Below are 25700 nucleotides of genomic sequence, written 5' to 3'. Positions count from 1 at the left end.
CCGGGGCCTCATTGAAGCGGCGGCTGCATCCCGCAACTGGCGTGCGCGACGCCTGCGCCTCCCCGGCCCAACCGCCGGGGCCTCATTGAAGCAGCGACAGGAACTCATCCTTCGCCGCCACCTCAGCGATGGCCTCCCCGGCCCAACCGCCGGGGCCTCATTGACGCGAGGTCGTCGTGGCGGTTGGGGATGCTGTCGAGCTGGCCTCCCCGGCCCAACCGCCGGGGCCTCATTGAAGCGGTACGCAGCGTGCCGCTGCTGATCTCGCCGATCTTAGGGGCCTCCCCGGCCCAACCGCCGGGGCCTCATTGAAGCCGCTAAGCCCGGCCTCCACCTCCGCGTCTGCGAGCGGCGCCTCCCCGGCCCAACCGCCGGGGCCTCATTGAAGCAGGGTGATTTGGGCGAGCCCCGTCTCCCAGCCGATGGCGCCTCCCCGGCCCAACCGCCGGGGCCTCATTGAAGCCTCGAGGATGCGCAGGTGCAGGGCGAAGACCTCGTCGGGCCTCCCCGGCCCAACCGCCGGGGCCTCATTGAAGCTTCAGCGACATAACGACCCTTCTTCATCTTGTACTCAAGCCTCCCCGGCCCAACCGCCGGGGCCTCATTGAAGCAAGTTGCCCGGGGTCGCGGCGTATGCGCCCCACCCGGCCTCCCCGGCCCAACCGCCGGGGCCTCATTGAAGCCCGTAGGCGTCCGGGTACAGCTCCTTGGTGGTCGCGTTGCCTCCCCGGCCCAACCGCCGGGGCCTCATTGAAGCCGCGATATCAATGGGTTAATGGTGGAATTCCGCACCCGCCTCCCCGGCCCAACCGCCGGGGCCTCATTGAAGCTGTCAATCTCGCCGTCCGCGTACTGGTACACCTCGGAAGCCTCCCCGGCCCAACCGCCGGGGCCTCATTGAAGCCGCGTGATTGTTTCGAATGTTACACACCATATCGGCGGCCTCCCCGGCCCAACCGCCGGGGCCTCATTGAAGCTACAGAACCCAGGACACGACCTACGGCCTGCGCACGCGCCTCCCCGGCCCAACCGCCGGGGCCTCATTGAAGCGAGCGGAACAGGATGCCGGTGCTGCGGCCGGGCAACTCGCCTCCCCGGCCCAACCGCCGGGGCCTCATTGAAGCACCCGCCACGGCGTAGCGGGTGGCGCTGGAGCCAAGGTGCCTCCCCGGCCCAACCGCCGGGGCCTCATTGAAGCCTCCTGGTTAGCGGCTTCGATCAGTGCCGTTGCGATGCCTCCCCGGCCCAACCGCCGGGGCCTCATTGAAGCCGCCAGAAGACGGCCGACTACCCCACCGGCATCCAGGCCTCCCCGGCCCAACCGCCGGGGCCTCATTGAAGCGCGGTGAACGAGGGGTGGTCGTGGAAGGTACACCGCCGAGCCTCCCCGGCCCAACCGCCGGGGCCTCATTGAAGCGATAAACAGCGCCCGGCCACCGTAGATGATGGTCAGGTCGCCTCCCCGGCCCAACCGCCGGGGCCTCATTGAAGCACAACGCGTGGACGATCGCCCTGGGCGACAAGCGCGACGCCTCCCCGGCCCAACCGCCGGGGCCTCATTGAAGCAACTGCCCTTCGGTCCACCGCTCGCCCTTAAGCAGCTTGCCTCCCCGGCCCAACCGCCGGGGCCTCATTGAAGCTAGGCGAGGGCGGCAATCTCCTTGCGCCCCTTCGCCGTGCCTCCCCGGCCCAACCGCCGGGGCCTCATTGAAGCCCAGTGTCCCATGACGAGTATCACAGGCCTCCACCGCCTCCCCGGCCCAACCGCCGGGGCCTCATTGAAGCCTTGGCGGGGAGGGGAGGGAGATGAAACATGGAATTCGCGGCCTCCCCGGCCCAACCGCCGGGGCCTCATTGAAGCTGATCATAGCGGCGGACCAGAGACGCCCCCATGGGAGGCCTCCCCGGCCCAACCGCCGGGGCCTCATTGAAGCCAGACTACAGCCATCTACCGGCTTGTACCCGATGCCGGCCTCCCCGGCCCAACCGCCGGGGCCTCATTGAAGCTAGGCGTAAATGCCGTGCCGGTCCGTAACCGGCATCTGGGCCTCCCCGGCCCAACCGCCGGGGCCTCATTGAAGCGAGCGGAACGGCATAAACCACTGGTTGGAATGGGCCGAGTGCCTCCCCGGCCCAACCGCCGGGGCCTCATTGAAGCCGCGCGAGGCGTCAGTCGCGGCAGTGTCGGACGGGCCGGCGCCTCCCCGGCCCAACCGCCGGGGCCTCATTGAAGCGTCATGGCGGTCGGCAAGGGGCAGATCTGATGACCACGCCTCCCCGGCCCAACCGCCGGGGCCTCATTGAAGCGGCGTGGTCCAGCCCTTGTTCGGCTGGCGGTCGCGCTGCCTCCCCGGCCCAACCGCCGGGGCCTCATTGAAGCCGGATGCCGCGGTCGCGGGGGAGTGCGGCCGCGCGGGCCTCCCCGGCCCAACCGCCGGGGCCTCATTGAAGCAAGGTGATGGCGCACACCAGCGGGTTGGCGTCCCAGCGCCTCCCCGGCCCAACCGCCGGGGCCTCATTGAAGCGCCTCGACCCGCACCGTGACGGCCGGCACCGGCGCGCCCGGCCTCCCCGGCCCAACCGCCGGGGCCTCATTGAAGCTGCGACACCTGCCAGGCCCAGGCGCGCCGCTAGCTGGCCTCCCCGGCCCAACCGCCGGGGCCTCATTGAAGCCCGCACCCGCTGGCGGGCCGCGTCGTCAAGCTCCGGCCACGCCTCCCCGGCCCAACCGCCGGGGCCTCATTGAAGCACGTTACCCTTCATCGTCGCAGACCTCCACTTCGTCGTGCCTCCCCGGCCCAACCGCCGGGGCCTCATTGAAGCCCGCCGCGACGCCGCCCTGCGGTGGGAGCGGGTGACGGCGCCTCCCCGGCCCAACCGCCGGGGCCTCATTGAAGCCACTCCAGCGCACGCGGAAACTCAATGTCTCTTTATGGGCCTCCCCGGCCCAACCGCCGGGGCCTCATTGAAGCTCCCGCTCCGTCGCCACCTCCATCCGCCGCTCGCCCTGGCGCCTCCCCGGCCCAACCGCCGGGGCCTCATTGAAGCGCGATCATCGTGGCTGTCTCGGCGGCTCTCGCTTCACCGCGCCTCCCCGGCCCAACCGCCGGGGCGTCATTGAAGCCTGATCGTCACCCGGCTGTCGCCCTGCTGCACGCCGCCGCCTCCCCGGCCCAACCGCCGGGGCCTCATTGAAGCATGGCGAACGTATTCCCATCGGCGAAAGGATCAGCGGTGCCTCCCCGGCCCAACCGCCGGGGCCTCATTGAAGCTCAACCGCCTCGCGGGCAATCTCGTCGGCCAAGTCCGCCTCCCCGGCCCAACCGCCGGGGCCTCATTGAAGCTTCGCGATCCGCCGCGAACGGGCGGCGGCGACGAGCTGGGCCTCCCCGGCCCAACCGCCGGGGCCTCATTGAAGCGATGGAAGGCCACCACATCCATGCTGCTGTCAATCGTGGCCTCCCCGGCCCAACCGCCGGGGCCTCATTGAAGCACATAGAGCCGACGTTGACATAGCGCCAACGCTACCGGCCTCCCCGGCCCAACCGCCGGGGCCTCATTGAAGCCGGGGCGGCCAACCGGCCGCCCCTCTCCGCATGAGGCGCCTCCCCGGCCCAACCGCCGGGGCCTCATTGAAGCGCCACGCCGCGGTTCGCCGTCAGCAGCGCCTGCAGCGGCCTCCCCGGCCCAACCGCCGGGGCCTCATTGAAGCGCGTGGTTCATCTGGGAACGGCCCTTCGTCCGCCCCGGCCTCCCCGGCCCAACCGCCGGGGCCTCATTGAAGCTGGTCACAGGGCGGGCGCGGCGACGCGGTGGGCGAACGCCTCCCCGGCCCAACCGCCGGGGCCTCATTGAAGCACCCTGTCGCTGCAGGCCTACGGAGACGACGCATGAGCCTCCCCGGCCCAACCGCCGGGGCCTCATTGAAGCCAGCCGACGCACAGTTACGTGCACGGCTGCACATAGGAGGCCTCCCCGGCCCAACCGCCGGGGCCTCATTGAAGCCTTCATACACATGATCGCTCAGTGTTGGTTTGTATGTGGCCTCCCCGGCCCAACCGCCGGGGCCTCATTGAAGCTCAATGATGCCTGCAATACCGGACGCTTCGGGCGACGCCTCCCCGGCCCAACCGCCGGGGCCTCATTGAAGCTTCCACTTGGGATTGCGGTTGTACCAGCCTTCGGCCTGCCTCCCCGGCCCAACCGCCGGGGCCTCATTGAAGCACACAGACACAACGGAGGGTGTGAATATGTCTCGCGACGCCTCCCCGGCCCAACCGCCGGGGCCTCATTGAAGCCTTGGTCTTAACGTTGGTGCCATCGCTCCTCCTGAGTTGCCTCCCCGGCCCAACCGCCGGGGCCTCATTGAAGCGCGGTCCAGATCCCGGAAACACTCGCCGAGGCCCTGCACCGCCTCCCCGGCCCAACCGCCGGGGCCTCATTGAAGCGGCGCGTGAGCAGCGCGGAAGTTCACAAAGTCGTCCACCAGGCCTCCCCGGCCCAACCGCCGGGGCCTCATTGAAGCGCGAACACGTCGGTGCTCGCGGTGCCCAGCTTGAAGTCGCCTCCCCGGCCCAACCGCCGGGGCCTCATTGAAGCCCCCCTCTTTTCCCCTGCGTGGGTAGCCGGATGTAACTGCCTCCCCGGCCCAACCGCCGGGGCCTCATTGAAGCATGCTATTCACACCAAAGACGTTTTTGTGCTGCATCGCCTCCCCGGCCCAACCGCCGGGGCCTCATTGAAGCGCGGGCGATGGTCCAGGCGGTCTGCATGATGGTCTTGAGCAGCCTCCCCGGCCCAACCGCCGGGGCCTCATTGAAGCAGCGGCACGCCGCCGTGTTCATGGCTCCGATAGAGCGGCCTCCCCGGCCCAACCGCCGGGGCCTCATTGAAGCGGGTGGGTGATCCCCCTCCCCGCGCAGCACCCCTTGAGCCTCCCCGGCCCAACCGCCGGGGCCTCATTGAAGCAACCCGTCCTCCGAGAACAGCACGTCGCGCAGGAAGTGCCTCCCCGGCCCAACCGCCGGGGCCTCATTGAAGCATCAACCGCCGGAAGCGGGGCCTCACCGCCGAAGAGGCGGGCCTCCCCGGCCCAACCGCCGGGGCCTCATTGAAGCATGACGATGGCGCACGACCTCTCGACCGGCCGGTTCTGCCTCCCCGGCCCAACCGCCGGGGCCTCATTGAAGCGGCTTCAAGAAGCAGTGGACCGTTAGGGTCTTCCTGGGCCTCCCCGGCCCAACCGCCGGGGCCTCATTGAAGCGAGCGCTGGGTCGCCGAACTCCGCCGCCTCGGCTACCGGTGCCTCCCCGGCCCAACCGCCGGGGCCTCATTGAAGCGAAATCAACGGATGGACCTGTTCACGGCATACCGGCAGTTATGAAGGGCACCATAACATGCCGCAGGCACCCCCATAACCCATTGATAAGTCTGGCGCGACTGATGGATCCGCAGCAATAATTGGCCTGAACGACGCAACTGGCCGCCGCACTGGGTATCATCCCGCATCGGCCACGCCTCGCAGCTTCCGAGAGCGTCGTCCCTCGAGTGGGGCTACGTTCGGCAGGACGGATCATCCATGATAGGCTCCTGCGGACCCATGACCTACCGCCGTGACAGCTTTTCGGCCGTGCCCGCCACGTGTACCTTACTTGCGTCCTCCCATCAGTATGCAGGTGGCAAAGTTGGGTTCTGATAAATCCCGACGTCCGAGCCCGCAACACTTGCCACGCTGAAAAAGAGGTTGCCACGTCAGCGGATGGACTTCCTGTTTCTGCTGCGGGGCAATGCTCGTGTCGTCGTCGAAGTGGATGGCTAACAACATTTTGCCGCCGAGGACGGGACCGCGTCCTTGTCGAAGTACGCGGTGATGATCGCCGAGGACCGCCGGCTGAAACTCGCCAGGTCTCCCGGTTCGGCGAACGAACTGCGGGGCCGAGGGACGGAGCGGACCCGATTAGTTTCCAAGCGGCGCTCCTGTCGCAGTACGGCATCAGACAACATTACGTCTTTGAGCGAGGCCCTAACTTGATCCTGAACCTGAACGGCGTTCCCAGCAAGCGGCCTCCGAAGGGCGGCGAGGTTTCGTTCTGGCACGTCTCCCTGCACGGCTGGTGCATGATCCAGGACGATCTCGCCTACGACGTCGAGGCAGCCTGTTTGGGCATCCACAACGAGCTTCCCGGGGCGGTGTTCGGGGACAAAAGCATCTACACCCAGCTTCTACCGACCATGCCCCAACTCGTCTACTTGGGCGGACTGAACTCCGAGTCCCAAATGTCTTGCAAGGCCTTCGAGCGGGCACTGAGCGAGTTGGTGCGACTTCCTTATCTTAATCACTTCCTTTATCTGAACGACGTCGCTCGCCTCGTGTCCGCCATTCAGCTGTGCGACGTGGAGATCGGCCGGATGCTCGGCGAATTCTACAGGAATCTAAATTTGGAAAACCACTGGCCGCCGCCAGGCGTCCAGCTTGAGGATGGCGTCTGCTGGACCTCTTCGGCGAGCGTTACGAGCCTGATCAGTACAATGAACTTTATCTTCATCAGGATGCACAGCCTCCTGGACTATCTTACGAAGCTCTTTCACGAGATCGAGCACCTCGCCACCGACTTCACAGTGTATCCCAGGCTCTCGTCCTCGAAGGTCCTGTTCGGCGCCCGCAAGAAATTGACCGTTAATGGAACTGTAGGAACTCTGTTCGAGTCGTGCGGACTGATCGACGAAGTCGAACTGGTCCGCAACATGGTTATCCACGATGGCTTCCTCGACGACGTGCCAAAGCTGTACGTGGCCTCTCGTGACGGAGCAATCGTGGAGAAATTCCTGCTGATGCCTGATCGGGTGGATGGGCACTTGGTTAAGTTCAAGAACCGGAGCCTCTGGTACAGCGGGGAGGACAAGATCAATTTGCGGCTCCCAAAACTTGTACTCGAATTTCGCGCCCGCCTGATCGCCACTCTCGGCGTCGCCTGGGGAAATCTGCATGAGGTGGCAGAGGCGCGGGCAGCGGCCGTGGGAGAGAGGTAGCTCCGCCTTCTCGCCGTCTTCCGGAACTTTTGAGTGCCAGTCCACCAGCCGGTCGCCCCAAGGAAGGGGAGTCTGTGGCGGCGCTTGTCGCACTAGCAGAGGCTGCGTTCAACATTCGTCCGAACGCCAGGAACCCCATCGCCACGGAGCGCTGGGGGACAACAGCCTAAGCCTGTCGAGCGGGGAGAGGACCAGATTCGTTCCCAAGCCCTCGGACGGGCGGTCCAGATCTAGGACCTTCTCGAAGACCTCGTGATACACCGGGTCCAAACTCTTCCGTCCGTAGAGCACGCTACGGGCGTATCTCATGGCGAATCCTGCGAGCAGGTCTGCCGCCCGGATCCCTGGCGCGTCTGCCGAGGGGATGAACCTCAGTTGGGCCTGCTCCGTGAAACGGTAGTCCGCAGTGGGTAGCCTTGGGCCTAGTCCGATAGCCGCGAGCTCTTCGGCGGTCGATTTTGCCTCTCGAAGAATATCGTCAAAATGGTCCTGACGATCATGGAACAAGGTGATGCTCTCGATCCGCCCGCGATGCCGCAGGTTTATCCGCGCGTAGATGTTGGTCAGCGACGTCAGGTTCGGTAACATCCATACCTTCTGTCCTTTCTTCCCCTGGTCCGGCAAGGGCAAGAACCGGCTGCGAACGCCCTCCTTTTCAGGGCCAAGCTGCATGAAGAATTCATGACTGTCCGAGACGCAGTAGCGCAGGCCTTTTCCAACCTCGTCCTCCTCCCGAACATTCGCCAGCCAGCTAAACAGTGCCCCATAGGTCTCTATGATGCATTCCGCCGATGGATCCGCGCACGCTGCGAGGAATGACCCGAACACCGCCGATGGGGCGTTGGCATGGACGTACGCGGCAAGAACGTTCCGTATTGCCAAGGCATCGGGGGTGCAGTCACAATCCCCGACTACCGGGAAGGCGGTCGTGTTGATTAAGTTGGTCGAAATCATGAACCGCTTGTCGACCACTTCCAACATCAGCGACAAGCCGGAGTCGCGGACGTAGTTGATGAGTCCGAGAGCCAGTTCCGGCTTGTCCCACGCCGTCGACGACTTAAAGCTCTGTTTGCGGACCCGGTGCTCGGCCGCAAGCCGAACAAGCTCTTCCTCCAAGCCCGCCGTGTCCTCAACTCCGAGGCAGGCCAACGTGAAGATTTCCTGGCCGTTGAAGTCGAAGGCAGCTCCCGGCCGCGCAAGGTCGCCGCTGGAGCCGCTTTCGTCGAGAAAATAGCTGTTCGTGAGCTTCGGCATGACTTTTATTGTGATTTTAGGGCGATTCTCCCTGCCTAGCGGCCGAGCGCAGGGTTCAGCAGACCGAGGCTATGTCTTGGGAAATGCTTTTTCTCGTACATTGGGATCGGCCAGGGCCAGCAGCTGCCGCGGTGGCCCTTGATCGTGATCAAGGCCAAGATTTGCAAGCAGATAGCCAAGCAGCGCCTCGCGGCATGGCAGCGCGAGCTCCCCGTCCTCCATGCCATAATCGTGGGCGACGAGGGCCGCTTGTGCAGCAGAAAGGGAGGGATGGGGCCGGAGCGCGACATCGACAACCCGGTGCCAGGCGGTGTCATCGTCGGGCGATGTCTTTGCGTCGCCGGTCTCCTCGGCGGCACCCATGCGACCGAGGTTGAAATCCCGGTACTCGCTGGTGCGACGGCACCAGGCGCGAACATGCCAACGCTGGCCATCATAAATAATGGCGTGTGGCTCGATCCAACGCCACACCCCGTCCGGGTTGTTAAGTGAGCGGTAGTGGATGTGGATGGCCAAACCGTCTTCAACGGCTTGGATGACGTTACGCACGATGACCGGGTCGCCTGGGCGCAGGGGCAGCGGCACGGAGTCGAATAGCGGCCGGCCGGCGGCAAATCCATCTCCGAGCAGCACGTGACCGAACAGGTCGGTTAGTGTCGGCGTGTCGAAAACCGGCACGAAATGGCTGCCGGCGCGGTAGGTCTTCTGACTCTTGTCGTAGACGGCGTTCTTCGGTGCGAGGAGCTGATAATCGGTCAGGTCCTTCGAGGCAACCGACTGGTGTACGCCGAACAGGCGCATCAAGTCAGCTCGGTTGACACGCCCCGACCAGAACAGCCGCGACTCTATGAAACGCAGGCGCTGACGCGCAAACCAGCTGGCCTCAACCCGATCAGGCAGTTCGACCGGATTTGAGCGTTCAGTCAGCGGTGACTTGATCATCATGGCGGCGGCTTCCTGTCTTCGCCGTAGACCATAACGCCATTGATCAGGATTTACCATCGGCTGTTCCGATGCGTCGCTTGAAGCGACCTACCTGGAGTGTATAGTGGTGTGCACCTAGGAAACAGGCGGATGGTAGATCGTGACGGCGCTGACCTACTTCGATGCCAATCCTCAGGGCCTCCCCCCTGACGTGCTGATTACTGCGCTGGCCTCGCGGCTGGCTGATCTGCAAGGTGCTCGGGTCGATCCTGACTCCCCGGCCATCGCAGCGCCGACCACGCAGGAGAATGCTGGCCGCCGCGCCCTTGTTGCCGGACATCTGCTGGCCGCCCTTGAACAACGACTTGAGATGGGCGATAGCGGTTTCGTGCCCCTGTCCGTCGTCGCACACGGCCTGAAGGACCACATTGTTGGACTCGATCTTGACGAGTTGCGGTTCTGCGTGCGTTTCCTTGATGTCGACCGCGAGATCCGCTACCAGCAGGTCATCGACGGCGTGGTGCAGGACCATCGCACGCGCACCTGGTCGCGGCTGGTGCGCTACCACGCGCGCCTTGACCGTGTGAAGCTGAGCGAGGCGGGGCGGCTGTGGATCCGCGTGCTGCGTCATCGCGAGCATTGGCTGTTCGAGGACAAGGAGGTCGAGAAAATTGTCGCGGCCCTGCACAGCGGGCTGTTCGACCGTATTCCCGACATCGCCGCCGAAGTGATCACCTCGATCCGGCTGTTCAACGAACACCTGACGTCGATCCTCGAGAGCCCGTCCTTCCGCGAATTGGTCCGTCAATACCTTGAGCACCGCACCCACTTCAGCGGCATGATTGGCCGATGCCATTCGGCCGCCATCCAGGCGCTCGAGATCATCGGCACCCAGGACGTGGCCACCCGTCACGAGACCTGGCTGATGGCCGCCGGCCCCCGCGGCATCAGCTTAAGTGAGCTGCGCGTGCATGTGGTACGTGTCCACCGCGCAACCGAGAGCCTGCGTCGACGTTGGGACGAACTGCTCGACGTCGTCCAGCAGGACCAGCGCCCCCGTGTCGGCCTCGTGCGTTTCGATTTCGCCCTTGATGCCTTTCTTGCCACGCCATGCTCAGAAGACACCATGATGTCGATGCTCGAGGGTCTCGGCGGCTGGGGCTCCGACGCCGATTACCTGTCAGTCCTCGACATTGAAGGTTGCCTGCCTGAGGCCGTGGAGCCTGAGGAGCCGGCAGGTGCAGAGTTCGATTTCGGCGCGCTGAGCGTGAGCGTCAAAATGCAGAGCTGGCTGATGCGCCATCGGCGCCAACTGCTGGCCGCCCTGAAGACAGGGCCAAAAAGCCTTTTCGATTTTCTGGAGGACGGCGCACTCGGGATCGAGTCGCCATCCGACGTTGCCGGCCTGTTCGGCACATACGTGGTGGCCGAACCGTTCGGGAAAAGAATATCCGTCGTCGTCGAACGCTGCGACGGCTTCAAGTCGGTCGACCATGCTGGCCACCGGCTTACCGCATCGGACATCCGCCTGCGCCTTGAGGAGAAGATGCGATGACCCCGCAGCAAATCGGGCTCGTCTACAACGAGCTCCGCCAGAACCGCATCCTCTATGGTCAGGCAGTGCCGGGCCGTCGGCGGTCGGAGAGCGAACGCGAAGCCATTCGTATCTTGACTGCGGCGGGCGGTCGCCTGGGCGATCTCGAGGACTTTCTTGAGACGCAGGGCCTGCGTCTCGTGGTGCGCGACATCCAGCAGTTCGGCTTGGCTGGCGACGGCCTGGCCTACGCCGCCATCCGCAATCCGGCGACCGCACCTCCGGCACATCTGCGGGGCGGCGAAATCCTGCGCGCGGTGACCGACAGCCGTCGTGACGAAACGCCAGAGCAGGTAGCCATCCGTGCCACATTCTTCATGCTGATCTTGCTCTACTTCCTCTACACCCGCGACGAGCGGCCGATTGAGGCGGTCAGCAGTTTCAAAGACTCATCGGTCGATGAGGAGGAGTTCCTCTCCGAGGCGCGGCGGCGCATTGATGCCCTCAATGCAGAGCGTGACGATGGCTCAGATAGCAGGCGTACCGCGATCCGCTCGGCCATCGTCGGGCTCACCGACCGCCAGCTCGACAAGCGGGTTGAGGCGTTTCTAGGCGCGATGAAGCGCGTCGGCATCCTGGAAGAGATCAAGGACGTCAGCGTCAGTGTCGGCGGCCTGCCGCATGTGGCTTACCGCCAGACTCTGTGGAGTGCCTTGGAGATCGCCGAGAATTTCCGCCGCTATGCCCCGCATCTCCTGGTCGAGGATACCATTGAGCAGGTCGAAGCGATCGGTGGCGCCAGCGAGGCGCCGGAAGATCGCCAATTCGCGCGGGAAGAAAACGACCAGCCGCGCGATGCGGGTGACTTGGCCGAAGACGAGGTCGAGGAGGTGGAATAGATGTCCGTCATCAATCGCTTTGAGATCGCCAATTTCCTCAATCTTGACAACGTCGAGCCGCGGAAGGCGCAGTGGCAGACACACTATCCGCACCTACTGCTCCATCTGAGGGGCCAGTCGGCGGCCATCGTCGCGACCAATGGCATGGGCAAGAGCACACTGAACCGTGCGATTTACTGCATGCTGACCCGCGACCAGGGCTTCGCCCAGACCACCAAGGCGGTCTGTGCCCCACGACGCAAGGGCGTCTACACGCATATCCGTGTCGAGCTGCTGTATCGCGACCAGCCGGTCGGTGGTCTTCTCGGTCACATGGGCGTCGAAGTGCCCGGCGAGCCATACGTGTTCGGCATCTACGGCAACGCCGACAGTGAGCTGACCTTCTATTACTACCAGGGCAATTTCGAGGATTGCCCCTGCGTCGAGCGCACTGGTACCAAGGTTCGCGTCATCTCAAACCAGCAGTTTCGCGACCGTCTGAAGGCGCAGCGCGATGCTCACCCGAACCTCACCAGGGAGGGTTCGCTTGAGCTGGTTGCCAAGCATTTCGACCTAGCGATGCTGGCCCAACTGGTCGCCTATCAGAAGGCGGGCGGGGGGGACTCGGCCGAGGAGTTTTTCCGGGTGAAGACGCGGCGGTCGGATGGCCAGGTCGATGCCTATGACGCGGCCTTCTTCTACGAGCATATTGCCCCCGAGGTGTTGGCCAACGCTATGCGCGGCTTCGGCAAGGACGACGAAACGCGTTTCGAGGACACCATTCTCAATAGCGCCAGCCCGCTGATTCGAGCTGAACTAAAAAATGAACGGCTTGGGCAGTCCCTTGAGAAGGACAAGCGAACCTTTAGTGAGCTCGAGAAGGTGCGCGCGAAGCTTAAGGCATTTCTTGATGAACGGGCGCGGCTCGACCGTTTGGTCAATGATCTCGGCGGCGAGGTGGCCTTCGTGCTCGACGTGGTCGAGCAACGGCCGTTGCCGGGCGTACCGCCGGTGCTCAATGAGCGCAATGAACAGGTCCGCCAGGTTGCCAATGGCTTGGTGAAGCAGGGCGGCGAATGGCTGGTGCCGGATGCACTCTTGGCCGAACTGGCGGCTTGCGAATCTCGGGAGATCAACCAGGACGCCGAGCGACACGGATTCGCAGGTCGAGCGCTCTCCCGGAAAGAAGTCATTGCGATACCTTGTGATAATCTCACCGACAACCGTGGCCGCGGCGCGGCTGGCCGGGGTTATGCCCTTACTCAGGCAGTCACCCTGGTGCAGCGACGCCCCACTTTTGCTGCAGGCTGGGATAGGGAAAGCGCCCTGCGCGCCCTGAACTATGGGTTTGAGTACCGCGCCGACGCCGGCGACACCAACCCGTTCCGTCAGCTGGTCGCCAGCATGGAGTCCGAGCAAAAAGCCCATACGGGCGAGATTGCCAGCTTGGACGAGCAGTGCGACGCGCTACGCCGTCAGCAAGCCGAGTTGTTCAAGAACATCCAGTCCCTGCAGGCCGATGCCTTTGAACTCAAGTCATTGCGCGACAGTGGGGTGTTCACCTCGACCGAACTCGCGGACCTGGAGGCGGTCGCACCGACGGTCGGTGCCGCCAGAGGTGCGGCGCGCCAGGCCCGTGAACTGCATGTCCAGCGGCGCATTGCCTTGCAGGGTGCCCGCGACGCCCATGCAAGCTTTGTCGAACTCCATGGCGATCTCTCGCCCAAAGGGGTCCTCGCGCAGCTGGAAGCGGATTGTCACGCGCGGACGGTCGCCCATAGAGCGGCAAATTTGGCCCATGAAGCTGCCAAGCGCCATGAACAGGAGTTGAAGGCGGCCGTCGGCAAAGCCAGGTCGGCATCTGAAGAGAAGACCAAGGAGCGTCACCGCATTGAACTGCTGCTCGAGCCGGTCGAGCGCTTTGAGCAGCATTTTCCCGGCGAGAACCCCGTTGGCCTATCGGTCATCGTTCGGCAGCAGCGTGACGACGCCATCGAACAGCGGGCCAAGCTGCAGGTCAGCATCGACAGCCTGGGCAGCGAGCAGACAACGCTCACAACGCTTGCCGGAGACAATGAGCAGTTTCGGACGGTCTTCCCTAATGAGGAACCCGATGGACTGGAGGCCAAGGTCAGTCAGCGGCTGGCTGAAGTGGAGCGCCGTCTCCAGGAGCTGCCTAGTGACCTCACCCGGCAGACGCGTCTAGTCGAGAGCCTGATGGCCGGCGCGGCTGCCTTGCAGTACGCGGAGAGCGTCGCTGCTGGGCGGCCCGTGCCTGGCCTCGAAGCGGCCTTTCGAGAAGAGCAAATGGTTGCCGCTGCCTCTGCCCAAGAGGTCGCAACGAAGCTGGCGTCCGCCGAAGCCGACGCGACGGTAATCGCAAGCTTCCGCGCAGCGTTCCCGGATGCCTCATCGCCGGCAGCCCAGCGGCAGAAACGGACTGAGCGGCTGACCCATGTGATTGGTAACCTCGACAACCAGCAGAAGAGGGCCGAGCGGCTTGCGAGACAGCTTGAGGATCTCAAGAAATCGGCGACGGCGGCTGGCCGGATTGCCTCGGAAGTCCTTGAGGTAGTCGGTGGCTCCCCCCGCCGGGTCCATCAGGTCATCGAAGAGGAACTCGCTGGAGAGGAGCATCGCGCCACCGTCCTGACGCATTTCTCGCATGTCCTGCATGCGCCGGTAGCCGAGACGATCGACGACGCGCGACACATGCTAGCGGCGCTGGACGCGGCGGAGATTGAGTCGCCTATCTTCTGGCTCGATGGACTGCGCAAATTCTGTCGGCACCCGGACGTCGATCTACGCGACGGCCTAGCTACCGGGACCTTTGCCGGCGGCGCAACCCTGCAGGTCCAAGGCCTTATCGATCCGCATCAGGTCGAACGCACCCGGGCGGAGATCGCGGCCAACCTGCGCAAGGCCGAAGAGGCCGTCGAGGCTCTAACCGCGGAACGCGACGAGTTGGATGAAGCTTCGTCGGCGAGCCAGCTGGTGCGTGACGCCTGCGCCGCCGACGAGCGGGGGCTTGTTGCAAAGCTTGACGCGCTGCGTGGCGACGCCGCCGAGGCGACTGCGCGCGAAGCCGAGTTAGCCGCGCTCATCACCGAAGACAGCGTGCAGCGCCTGCGTGAGGCCGAACGGTATTTGGGCGAAGGAGGCGAGGAGCGCCTTGCGGCAGAACAGGAGCAGCTATCCGACCTTGCCAGTGAACAGGCGGAATTAGAAGCCGAGCGACCGGCGGCGGTGGCGCGGGCCTCCCCGTCATCTTTGACGCTGATCAGGCAGGCGGTGAGCTTCCTTACTTCTGGTGGCGCGGCTCGTCTTATTGCCGTTGAAGCGGGACTGCGTAAGGCCCGCGAGGACCTGGCGATGATCGAGAACGACCTGCCGCGCCTTGAAGAGCGTGCGGCGCGGATTCCGGACATTCAGGCTGCCGAGCAATTCGCCCGAGCAGGTGGGCGCGACACACTGGCGTTGCTGCGCAGCCGGATCAACGATCTGAAGCAAGCGCTTGACGAAGCAGAGGCCGCCCACGAAGAGGGAATGACGGCCGTCGCTGACGCTGAACAGGCGGCGTCGGCGTGTCGGGAAGAGCTGTCAAAAGCCGAGGTTGCTCTAGCAGGACAAAGGCCGCTTGTGGAGCGGGCGCAGGGCTATCTCGATGCTGATGGGCCGGCGTTCGAACGAGACTATCTCTCCAAGCTTGACGAGCTGCAAGCGGAGGAGCGTCGCTGCGACGCCCGCGCGTCGTTCCGGTTGGAACTGGCGATCTCCGGCCTTGTCGCAGAACGCGAGGGTCGCACTGTCAGCGGCTTGCAGGACCAGCATGGCCGCCTCGACGCGGAGATTAACGCCGCTCAGGAACGCAAGGTTGAGGTCGAGGGCCGGATAGCGGACCTCAAGCCGCAGCTCAAGATAGCCCGAGAGCGGATGAAGCGTCTCGACACCGTGGTGCATGCGCTGCTGGAACGGCGGCGGCAGGCTCGCTTGGCGGCTTCCGCTGTCGAAATCGCGCTGTCCGCCACTGGAAAACCATCGGAGCTGTTGGCCAGGGCGATGGCCTCGGCCGAACGGGTGCGCTTAGGGCTCGGCGACGAATTGGACGAGCATCTCCTCGATGAGCTCGAGGAGGTGGTTGCTGACCTTGATGACTTCCAGCTCGATCGACTAACGCCAAGCATTAAGGCATCCAGCGGGGCCAAAGATCGTTATTGGAAGGCCTACATGCAGGCGGTCGAGGCCCTGCGTGACGACAAGGCATTGACCCTCAGCCACACCGACCGCTCGCTACTGGACGAGGCGCTGGCCGCCGACCGGACCAGCCGCATCGAGCAGCTGTTTAGCGCCTTTGAAAAGCATGTCGGCGACCAGGAGCGCGTCTGGACGCAAGCCAAGGAGGACATCGACAACGAGCGTCAGAAGCTTTCGGAGAGCCTCGAAGCCTTTACCTTCCAGGTCGAGGATCACTTCAAGTTGCTTAAATCGTGCCTCAAGCCGTCTAACGACGGTAGCGAGGCGGGGTTCGAGATTGAAGCCGCCGTGCTTGGTCGCGACGGCCTCCGACATGCGGTCGATCGGGTCATAGCCATGATTAAGCGGCACGAAGCAAGTCGTGCTGCCGATGAAGAAGCCGGGGAGGCTATAAGCCAATCGGATTTCGAGAAGCGCCTCAAGGAGGAGATCCGTCGTTCCTTCTACCGGGCCGTCTTCTCCGGCAAGAAGGACGCCGAAGGCCGCGAGTACGGCGGTCCGCGCGTCTATCTGCGCCACCCGCGCATCGGCCGCGGCGAGCGCATGCAGCTGACTAAGAAGATTTCGACCGGCCAGGCGAACGCCCTAGCCTTGCTGTTGATGACCAAGATGGCCGACTTCGCCATTCACCGCGATGAGCGGGACAGCTTAGCTTCGGCAGGCAAGCGCCGTGGCTCTACGCATCAGACCCGAGTGGTGATGATCGACGGGTTGTTCTCGAACGTCAGCAATCGGAAGCTGATCCGGGAGTCGCTCGACGCCCTCCGTACGCTCAAGGGAAAGTTCCAGCTTATCGGGTGGATCCACAACGAAGCTTATGAGAACGACCCCCAGATCTTCCCCGAGCACCTTGGCCTCCGCCGGATCGGCGACGGCGAGGGGTTTGTTGTCGTCGACGACCAGCATCAAGCGATCGATGACGACGTTCTAACACTCGGCGAAGGAGCGGTCGACGTTATTGAGCTGCATGTCGACAAGCTGCCCGAGGACCAACCGAATGTCTGAACAGCGGGTGCGCCAGGCCCTTGAGAAACTGTTGCGCAAAGGTGGCCTGCGGCCCAGGACGGCTGTAGAGAAGATCGCCACTGAAGCCGACATCAGCCGCTTAGCAGTGCGCGATGGCTTGAGGATGCTAGCTACAGAGCTTCAGGGCGTCACGCAGGATGGCGATGTCGTCGCCACCCTGCGGTGGCGCATCCCGCTCGAGGAGGTCGTGCGGCCGGACCTGGTCGAGTGGCGGCGCCGAGTGGCCGAGGCACCCGAGGACCGCGCGCCCCTGCTTCACAGTCCGCCGGCAACGGTGTGGGAATTGCCGAGCGAAGATCAGGCGGTGCTGGCCGAGGCGGCCGCCGGTACACTGCAGCCAGTCAGGGATGCCGACCACTATGTGCTGTCGGCAGTCAACCTAATGGGCTCATCTAAGGCACTCGATGCCCTGGGCCTGACCCAGGCGGTGGTGGCGAGTCATGGCGGCCTGGTTCAAAGGCCGTTGTTCGCTGTGACCGCCGGCCCGGCTAACCCGGAATCGGTGCTACTGGTCGAAAACCCGAGCTGCTTCGGCGCCCTGCTGGCCAGCGGCTTCTGCCAGCGTCGCCTGGTGGTCTGCGCCTTCGGCTATGGACTCAGCATCGAGAACCTTGGGCGCCGCCTTGCGGCTGGCCAGGTAATTGCCTGCCCCGCCGCTGGTGACCGCGTCGATCTGCCATCGGTCTTGGCCGAGCGGCCATCCTTCTTCTGGGGGGATTTAGATCTCGAAGGGCTGCGCATCTTTGAGGCGTTACGCGAAGCCATTCCGGGGCTAAGGCTGCCAGCAGTCTACGCGACCATGGAGAAAATGCTGGACGACCGGCGCACCTCCCATCCCTATTCCAAGCTGTTTGGGGCCGGAAAGCCTAACCAGCGTGCGCCCCGCGGAGAGTTGCCCGAGGTGCGGCATTTGGCTGAACGCTGCCGGTACCGTGCGGTCGACCAGGAGGCTGTGTGGCCGCTGCCCGACTGGGTGCAGCTTGGAGAGGAGTACCGCATTGCTGCTCCTGGCGCGGGGACACCAGGAACTCGATGCTCGGAAGCTGCCGCCTACGACGTGATTCCCTAGCTACCATAGCGCCGAGTGCATCTCGTCTCGGCGGCGAGCCAGCCCACCTACAAGCTGGGTATTCAAGAAATTAGGCCTCACGATTTTTTTCTGGTCGGCAAATGAAGTCACGGCAAGCAAACCTGGAAGAACTCAGCAAACGCTGCGACCACAGCATCATCAAAATGACCATTGACGAGGCGTTCGCCCATATCGGTCAGTTGATCGACGACGCGTTCGACGCATCGTTCGAGCGAGGCGTGAAGCGTGCACTCTTCCTGCTCGACGACCTCGCCAATCGGTCGCTTACCGACGAGCAGGGCGCGCTTTGTGAGTATTTCCGGGCAAATGCATGGTCGGCCCAGGCTCATATCGCGAATATCCGTCAGTCCTGGTCGTGGGAGGCGCCCGAACTTCAGGAGGAAATGCTCGCCCTGTCGCGCGCCGCCAATCACCCCGGATTCAAGAGCCTAGACAAGGTGCGGCGTTGTCAGATTCTCACCAACCACGCAAACCTGCTCAACACGGTCGGCCGGTCCATCGATGCGATCGCCGGCTGGGGCGCCGCGCTCAAGATCATTCCGAACTTCGCAATGGCGCTCGGCAATCGCGGTGCAGGACTCAGGCATTATGCGGGCATGGTGCGGGACAATCGCGAGCGCGCCATCCTCGCGCTTCATGCCCATGACAGCCTGCACGCGGCGATGGCGCCCGATGCCGTCTATGAATCGGTAGATCCGACCGAGGTGTTTCTCAGATTCGCCGAGATGGAGCGCGGCCTAGCGGGGGCGCTCGATGTCGTCGCAGCGCGTGAGGCGCAGCAACTCGGCGTAGGCTACATGGGGCGCACCAAGATCGACCGAGCTTATCGCCTCTGGTGCCTCGAGCACCGGCTGTTCCTCTGCCCGCTGAACGATCTTGGACCGCATCCGGCGGCCGCGATCGACAACTTGGTGTTGCCACCGATTACGGAGGGGATGGACGAGCGGCCCAATGGCTATCTGCCCCCGCCGATCTTCGGCTTCTTCAACCAGATGAAGCAAGAATATGCCTCGGCTCGCTTTATGCTGTTCGAGGGTATGAGCAGTACGCGGGTCCATTTCTCTGATCGCGGCGTCGCCCTGACCGATACGCTCGACTATCCACTTTACTCCCTTGCGAGTGAGCGCATCCGCACCGCTTATCGTGTCGCCTATTCACTCCTCGACAAGGTCGCCTTTCTCGTCAATCATTATTGGAAACTTGGGAAGGTCCCTGAGCGGATCAGCTTCAAGAACGTCTGGATGGTGGAGAACAAGCAGCGGTTGCTTCCGCAGTTCGAGAGCAGAAGCAATTGGCCGCTACGCGGGCTCTACTGGCTTTCGAAGGAGCTGTTCGACAACCAACTCAAACAGACGACGGCGGCCGATGCGCGCGAACTGCACGCTATCCGCAACGCGCTCGAGCACACATATTTACGTGTGAATGAAGGCTGGGCAAAACCGCTCGCGATCGCGGCCCCCGGCAGCAGTGGGTTCGGCATTGTGATTGGCAGCGACGAACTCGAGGCGAAAGCGATCCGGGTCATGCAGATGGCGCGCTCGGCGCTGTTCTACGCGTCGTTCGCTATTGGCCATGAAGAATTAGAAAATGAACGTGCCAACCCAGGTCAGTTGGTCGGCGCGATGCCCGTCTTCAGGTTGCAGGAAAAGCGCAAGCGCCGTGACCCGCTCTAGCCGATGGCCTTGCGGAGTCAGAGGCGGAATGGCGGGTTTCACATTCATAAATCGGGTAGCAGCCCCTCGTTAATGTGCCGCGGCCGGGCCCTCAAGCGCTTTGGTGGGGGACCTGCTTTCCACTGCTCATTTAGCCGTCATAACAAGTAGAGCATTCCGAGGTTTTGATCCGCTTCCCAACCTTGGACCACCCGAGGGACAAAAGTTCTGGTTGTTTCAGCCTCAGGGCAGGTATGCCTGCCCTATTGTCCTGCGCGGCGGTGAAGGCAACCGCCTCCGGGAGCCCGGCCTGAACAAGCCCGAACGGAACGAGTGTCCTCAGCGGCGGAATGTGAGAGGCAATCGTTCCCCCTGCCCCGCAGGACCGTGAGGTATGGGCGGCGGAAACCTTGGACCGCCTGGGGCTTTGTTATGGGAGGTATCGGACTGCTCATCGTCGTGTTCCGCCCGCACATTCTCTAGTTGCCGCTATTCCCCGCTCGGTTAAGCGTCACTCAGCTATGCCCCCCCTGCATCTGATCTGATCCCGAATCACGGATTGTGCCTCCATAAACGGATGCCCATAGCCCGCGTACCCGTCCCGAGCAATTGCGTATCCATAGTTAATGTCGGTCAAATCATCCCACCAGCTACAGTTGAACGACTGCTTTTCGATAACCGTGCCAGGGAAGACAGTTCCGTCTACAAGTGACCGGAATTTGGCATCCGATAGCGTGCGGCCGTATACCTGCGTCCCCAAATCCCGCCCGTAGCTATATTTATCCCGAAGCTCTCGAATAAATTCGTAAAACTCATACAGTTGACGCTGCCCGGTGGCACCAACGTGGCGGCTAATATGAAGGATAGTGCGAAACACCTTAAAATTGTACCTGCTCAATTTGAAGGCGATTAGAACATGGCCTGTTTCGCATTTAGATCGGATCAGGTAGACCGAAAGCGGCTCTGCGGCCTGAATATGCTGAACATAGTTCCTAGGGTCATGCTCGGCCGGAGCATGATTCGAAAATGGCGTATATTTACCGGCTTTGAGCCAGTCTGGACTCGCCCCTAGCTGCTTCGCGACGCCCTCCAGAATCGACAGCTTTGGCGGCGAGTCCCCCCTAAGCAATCCCTCTAAGACACCAACATCGTCATGTCCTAAATACTCGGCAAGCTCAGCTAGGGTGAGATCGCTATAGCATTGCTTAAGCAACTCAATTAATTGAGACAAACGCTGAGCAACCTCGGAGGCATGTGATACGGGCCGTACGGCGAGAGGCTCATCAAGAATGCGCGCGGTGGTCTCCGGACTCTGAACAGCAAGCTGGCCTCGCCCGAAGAGTTTTGTCACACCGCCGAGAATGGTGAAGAAATTTCCAAGAACGCTCAACAGCGCTTCCATGATCCGCCCGTAGCCAAGCCGCCAAAAGATGAGTCATGATAGCAGAACCGGACAGACACCAAAGGGCGGACTTCTCCATCGAATAAGCGGGGTCTGCCATGGAAATCCGTCCAGATGAAGGTTCGCGGCAATAGGGCGTTTGAAAATCGGCCGCTTTAGGCTCTAACATCAGTATAGCGTCTGTTGTTGCTACAGGCGCGCAAAGGGTCCAGTGCCTGCGCATACAATTTCTAAGTGGGCGTGCGAAATGTCTGCGGTCGCGCGCGCCAGGTACAAGACGCGGGGTGGGGGATGATGAATGCATATCGAGTTTATTGAGATCACAAATTTCAGGAAACTACTTTCAACACGTGTCGATCTCTCGACCACTACGACGTTGTTCGTAGGGGCCAACAACAGTGGCAAAACATCTGCGATGCTCGCGCTGCGCCGCTTTCTCTCCCATCGCCGCTGCCCTTTCGAGATGCACGATTTCACCTTGTGTCACTGGCCGACGATTATCTCCCTCGGCGAGAGCTGGATTGCCTCGCGCGACACCCAGGAAACGGTCGATCTCGTCGTTGAGCCTTGGATCAACGTCCTGCCGACACTCGACCTGTGGCTGCATGTGGACAGCGGCGAGATGCATCATGTCCGCGACCTGATCCCCACGCTGGACTGGGAAGGTGGCAAGCTCGGTGTTCGGTTGCGATATGAGCCCAAGGACCTCGACCTCCTATATAAAGATTTTCTGGGGGCTGTGGCCGACGCCGAGGCTATGAAAGCAGCTGCGATCGCGGCTGTGGCGCTGCAACATCCCGACGCGGATCCGCCGCCTGAACCGCCCAAGCTGACGATATGGCCCAGTAATCTTATCGACTTTCTCAGCAAGCGGCTTGCCACACATTTTACGGTTCGCGCCTACTCACTGGACCCTGCCCGGCTTGCCCTACCCGCCAAATCTCAGGCGCGGCCGCAGATGCTGCCAGCGACCTCGCTACCGATCGATGGCGATCCATTGAGTAGCCTGATCCGCGTGCACGATATCCCCGCGCAGCGCGGGTTCGGGGAGGAGCAGCCAGCCCAGGACGAAGACGCCCCTGTAGCAGCGGCGGGCGGCCGGCTGTCCGACCAACTGAGAAGCTATTATGCCAAGCACCTCGACCCAACTAAGGGCCCCGATCCCAAGGATCTGGGGGCGCTCCAAGCGATCGAAGCCGCCCAGGACGCCTTCGACAAGCGGCTGACCGAGAGCTTCAAGGCCGCTTTCACCGAGGTCGAGGGGATGGGTTATCCCGGCGTGACCGATCCACGTCCGCGCGTATCGACTCGTCTGAAGGCGATCGACGGCCTCAACCACAGTGCGGCCATCAGCTTTGAAGTTGATGTGATCGTGGAAGATGGCGCGACGATGCCGCTGCTCAGATTACCCGAGGCTAACAATGGCCTCGGCTATCAGAACCTTATCTCGATGATTTTCCGGCTGATGAGCTTCCGAGATGCATGGATGCGCGTGGGCAAAGCCTCAAAAGGCGCGACGATCACCAGCATTGAGCCGCTTCATCTGGTGCTCGTCGAGGAGCCGGAGGCTCATCTCCACGCGCAGGTGCAGCAGGTCTTCATCAAGAAGGCCTACTCCGTGCTCCGCGCCCACGAGAGCCTGGGCGATAACACAAAGCTTCGCACCCAACTCGTGGTCAGTACCCACTCGACTCATGTTACGCACGAGACTCCCTTCTCTTGTCTCCGCTATTTCCGTCGGCTCCCCGCCGGCATGGTGGCCAAAGTGCCGGTTTCAACAGTCATCAACCTGTCCGAAGTGTTCGGTGCGGGTAACGAGACTGAGCGGTTCGTCACACGCTACCTGCGCGCGCAACATGCTGATCTGTTCTTCGCCGATGCCGCCATCCTTGTCGAAGGGCCGGCCGAGCGCATGCTTGTACCCAATTTCATCCGCGCACATTACGAGGAACTCAATCAGTGCTACATCACGCTGCTCGAAATCGGGGGAAGCCACGCGCACCGGCTTAAGCCGCTGATCAACCATCTCGGGCTGCTGACGCTGATCATCACCGACCTAGACACACTCGACCAGACCGGCGGCGCATCGGTGCAACCAGCCATAGGGGCCGGTCAGAAGACCAACAACGCGACGCTGAAGAGTTGGGTGCCGGAGCTCGAGGACGTCGATGCCCTGATGGACGCCGATACTGCGGCTAAGACGGTTTACTAGGACGGCGATCCGCTGTTTGCTGTGCGCGTGGCGTATCAGACACCACTGGAGGTCACGCCGCCGGGCGCCACAGTACCGGAAATCGCCTATCCCTATACGTTCGAGGATGCGCTCGTCTTCGAGAACCTCGCCTTCTTCTCGGGGCTCGACGGTACTGGGCTGGTACGCAAGTTCCGAGACGCGATTGCGGCCGGCGGGGGGGCAGCCACGATCGGCAAGCGCATGTATCTCGACCTCAAGAACGGCAAGAAGGCAGAGTTTGCGCTCAGCGTCATGGAAGTTGAAAAGTTCAGCGACATTGTTGTGCCTCGCTACATCGCCGAGGGGCTTGGATGGCTGCTCTCTCAGTTAAAGAATAAGCAGGTCGATATCCTACCCCAGGCCGGGAACGATTGAGCATGGGCGCCGCAGATGACCAGTTCGACGCCGAGGCTGACGAGACAATCCTTGCCTGCCTCGACCTGGAGAAGCCGAGAAGTTTCTTCCTCTATGCGGGTGCGGGATCGGGCAAGACGCGGTCGCTCGTCGAAGCGATCAGGACGGTCTGCCGCGAGCAAGGGCAGCGACTGACGCTGACCGGCCAGAAGATCGGCATTATCACCTATACCAATGCTGCCTGTGACGAGATCAAGCAGCGGCTCGAGTTCGAACCGCGCGTCGAGGTGTCGACCATTCATGCTTTCGCTTGGTCGCTGATTGCTGGCTACGATGCGGATATCCGGCAGTGGCTCGCAGTGAGGTTGCTCCAAGATGTCGCCGAGCTAGAGGAGGCCCAGGCCAAAGGGCGGTCAGGCACCAAGGCTGCGGCCGATCGTGCTCGCTCGATCGAGAGCAAGCTCCGCCGTCATGCGGGCCTCGATGCCATCACGCGCTTCGTCTACAGCCCGACCGGCGACAACCGGACCCACGATGCTCTCAGCCATGCTGAGGTTATCGCGATGACGGCCGATTTTCTGAGTACGAAGCCCGGTCTGCGGCGCCTGCTAATCACAAGTTTCCCGATATTGCTCATCGACGAAAGCCAGGACACGAACCGCAGGCTCATGGATGCGCTGCTCGGCGTGGAGGCATCATACCGCGATACCTTCTGCCTGGGCTTGTTCGGGGACACAATGCAACGCATCTACGCCGATGGGAAAGAACGCCTAGCGGATGCAATTCCCAAGGTCTGGGCTAAGCCGCGTAAACGGATGAACCACCGTTGCCCGACCAGGGTCATCACGCTCATCAACAATATCCGTCGCGATGAGGATGGTGAGGAACAGCAACCGCGCAGCGACGCTGCCGCCGGCATTATCCGGCTTTTCATCGTGCCGCAGGCGATCACCGACAAGGCTGCGGCCGAGGCCGCAATAGCCGCCAGGATGAGCGAGATTACAGGCGACCAGAACTGGGCAGCAAGCTCCGAAGCGATCAAGACGCTTGCGCTAGAGCATCTGATGTCGGCCCGTCGCTTCGGATTCGAGGCATTCTTCGAGCCGCTATATGCAGTTGAGCGCATCCGGACGGGCTTGCTCCAGGGGACCGGCGCCGGCCTTGGGTTGTTCACGCGTGAGATCCTGCCGCTGGTGACGGCCTTGCGCACCTCGGATCAATTTGCCGCGGCGGCGATCGTGCGCCGCACCTCGCCGCTGCTCGAACGTAAGATGCTCGAAGCGGCCGGCGACAAGCAGGCCGAGGTTCTGCGTAAGGCCAAGGCGGTCTGCGACGGCCTCCTGGCGCTGGTATCGGCCAATGAGAAGCCGACGGCAGGCGCCGTGCTGCGCTATGTCGCCCAGACTGATCTCTTCATGATCCCCGACGTGCTGGCGCCTTTCGCCGAAGACGATGAAGCTGCGTCCGAAGGCGATGCCAAGGGAGAGGAAACTGTTGAGGAACAAGAGGTCGACCTCAAGAGCGAGCTTGGCGCGTGGCGACTGGCGCTCGAGGCGCCGTTTGATCAAATAGAGAAGTATGACCGCTATGTCCGCGGACTCTCGCGCTTTGATACGCACCAGGGCGTCAAGGGGCTGGAATTCCCTCGGGTGATGGTCATCGTGAGCGACGAGGAGGCGCGCGGATTCATGTTCGCTTACGACAAACTCTTCGGAGCGAAGGAGAAAAGCAAGACCGACCTTGAGAATGAAGCGGCCGGCAAGGAGACGACGGTCGATCGGACGCGTCGGCTATTTTATGTGACCTGTAGCCGCGCCAAGGAAAGCCTCGCAGTCGTCTATTACACAGCCAACCCCGCGCTAGTGCGCGAGGCCATGATCCTAAAGGGCTGGTTCGAGCCCAACGAGATCGAGCTCGTCGAGTAGCGTTGACGCTGCAGCGCAGCCCAAGGCACCGAGCCTGGGCAACGGGCCCCCTGGCAGTCGTGCAATTTGGCGACGACCAGTTTGCCAGAAGGCCGTTGTCCGCCTCCCTCCCCGGAAAGGCGGGAAGAGCCAATAGGGCCCAGGG

Annotated in this window: 12 protein-coding genes and 1 CRISPR repeat array; of the genes, 9 read left to right on the top strand and 3 right to left on the bottom strand. The window is 62.9% G+C overall.

Going from position 1 to position 25700, the window contains the following annotated elements:
- Nucleotides 1–56: 56 nt before the first annotated feature.
- Nucleotides 57–5339: direct repeats of the CRISPR family, unit length 36 nt; unit sequence GCCTCCCCGGCCCAACCGCCGGGGCCTCATTGAAGC.
- A gap of 688 nt (nt 5340–6027) precedes the next feature.
- Nucleotides 6028–7029, top strand: coding sequence for a hypothetical protein (locus ABD056_RS03275; RefSeq protein WP_343864371.1), 1002 nt, complete (start codon nt 6028–6030; stop codon nt 7027–7029).
- A gap of 108 nt (nt 7030–7137) precedes the next feature.
- Here ABD056_RS03275 and ABD056_RS03270 read toward each other — a convergent pair whose 3' ends face one another.
- Nucleotides 7138–8283 (bottom strand): DUF3800 domain-containing protein, encoded by a 1146-nt coding sequence (locus ABD056_RS03270; protein WP_343864369.1) that lies wholly within the window; start codon nt 8281–8283, stop codon nt 7138–7140.
- A 69-nt stretch (nt 8284–8352) separates the two neighbouring features.
- The gene (locus ABD056_RS03265; protein WP_343864367.1) at nt 8353–9228 is read right to left on the bottom strand and encodes a WYL domain-containing protein; all 876 of its coding nucleotides are present in this window, start codon (nt 9226–9228) and stop codon (nt 8353–8355) included.
- Between the two features lie 139 nt (nt 9229–9367).
- On the opposite strand from ABD056_RS03265, the gene ABD056_RS03260 reads away from it, so the two are divergent.
- The 5 genes from ABD056_RS03260 (at nt 9368) to ABD056_RS03240 (ending at nt 19662) form a co-directional block, all read left to right on the top strand.
- Nucleotides 9368–10762: a hypothetical protein gene (locus ABD056_RS03260; protein WP_343864365.1), complete on the top strand. Its 1395-nt coding sequence runs from the start codon at nt 9368–9370 to the stop codon at nt 10760–10762.
- The gene (locus tag ABD056_RS03255) at nt 10759–11640 is read left to right on the top strand and encodes a hypothetical protein (protein ID WP_343864363.1); all 882 of its coding nucleotides are present in this window, start codon (nt 10759–10761) and stop codon (nt 11638–11640) included. The genes ABD056_RS03260 and ABD056_RS03255 overlap by 4 nt, the downstream gene beginning before the upstream one ends.
- The gene (locus ABD056_RS03250) at nt 11641–16878 is read left to right on the top strand and encodes a coiled-coil domain-containing protein (RefSeq protein ID WP_343864361.1); all 5238 of its coding nucleotides are present in this window, start codon (nt 11641–11643) and stop codon (nt 16876–16878) included.
- Complete coding sequence (locus ABD056_RS03245) at nt 16871–17968, top strand: Wadjet anti-phage system protein JetD domain-containing protein (protein WP_343864359.1); 1098 nt, start codon at nt 16871–16873, stop codon at nt 17966–17968. Before ABD056_RS03250 ends, ABD056_RS03245 begins: the two co-directional genes overlap by 8 nt.
- 164 nt (nt 17969–18132) lie before the next feature.
- Nucleotides 18133–19662 (top strand): LA2681 family HEPN domain-containing protein, encoded by a 1530-nt coding sequence (locus ABD056_RS03240; RefSeq protein ID WP_343864358.1) that lies wholly within the window; start codon nt 18133–18135, stop codon nt 19660–19662.
- Between the two features lie 490 nt (nt 19663–20152).
- Here the strand turns inward: ABD056_RS03240 and ABD056_RS03235 are convergent, their stop codons facing one another.
- Nucleotides 20153–21043, bottom strand: a complete 891-nt coding sequence (locus ABD056_RS03235) for a helix-turn-helix domain-containing protein (RefSeq protein WP_343864357.1) — start codon at nt 21041–21043, stop codon at nt 20153–20155.
- Nucleotides 21044–21341: 298 nt separating this feature from the next.
- On the opposite strand from ABD056_RS03235, the gene ABD056_RS03230 reads away from it, so the two are divergent.
- From ABD056_RS03230 to ABD056_RS03220, 3 genes are read left to right on the top strand one after another with little or no spacing between them, the layout of a single operon-like run.
- Entirely contained in the window at nt 21342–23255 is a 1914-nt protein-coding gene (locus tag ABD056_RS03230; protein ID WP_343864356.1) for an AAA family ATPase, read from the top strand.
- 27 nt (nt 23256–23282) lie between these two features.
- A complete protein-coding gene (locus tag ABD056_RS03225; RefSeq protein WP_343864354.1) occupies nt 23283–23651 on the top strand; it encodes a hypothetical protein in 369 nt (122 codons plus the stop codon).
- 2 nt (nt 23652–23653) lie between these two features.
- Nucleotides 23654–25555 (top strand): UvrD-helicase domain-containing protein, encoded by a 1902-nt coding sequence (locus ABD056_RS03220; protein ID WP_343864352.1) that lies wholly within the window; start codon nt 23654–23656, stop codon nt 25553–25555.
- Nucleotides 25556–25700 lie beyond the last annotated feature (145 nt).

The sequence above is a fragment of the Caenispirillum bisanense genome (assembly GCF_039523075.1).
GTDB lineage: Bacteria > Pseudomonadota > Alphaproteobacteria > Rhodospirillales > Rhodospirillaceae > Caenispirillum > Caenispirillum bisanense.
This window is presented reverse-complemented; position numbering and strand designations above follow the sequence as displayed.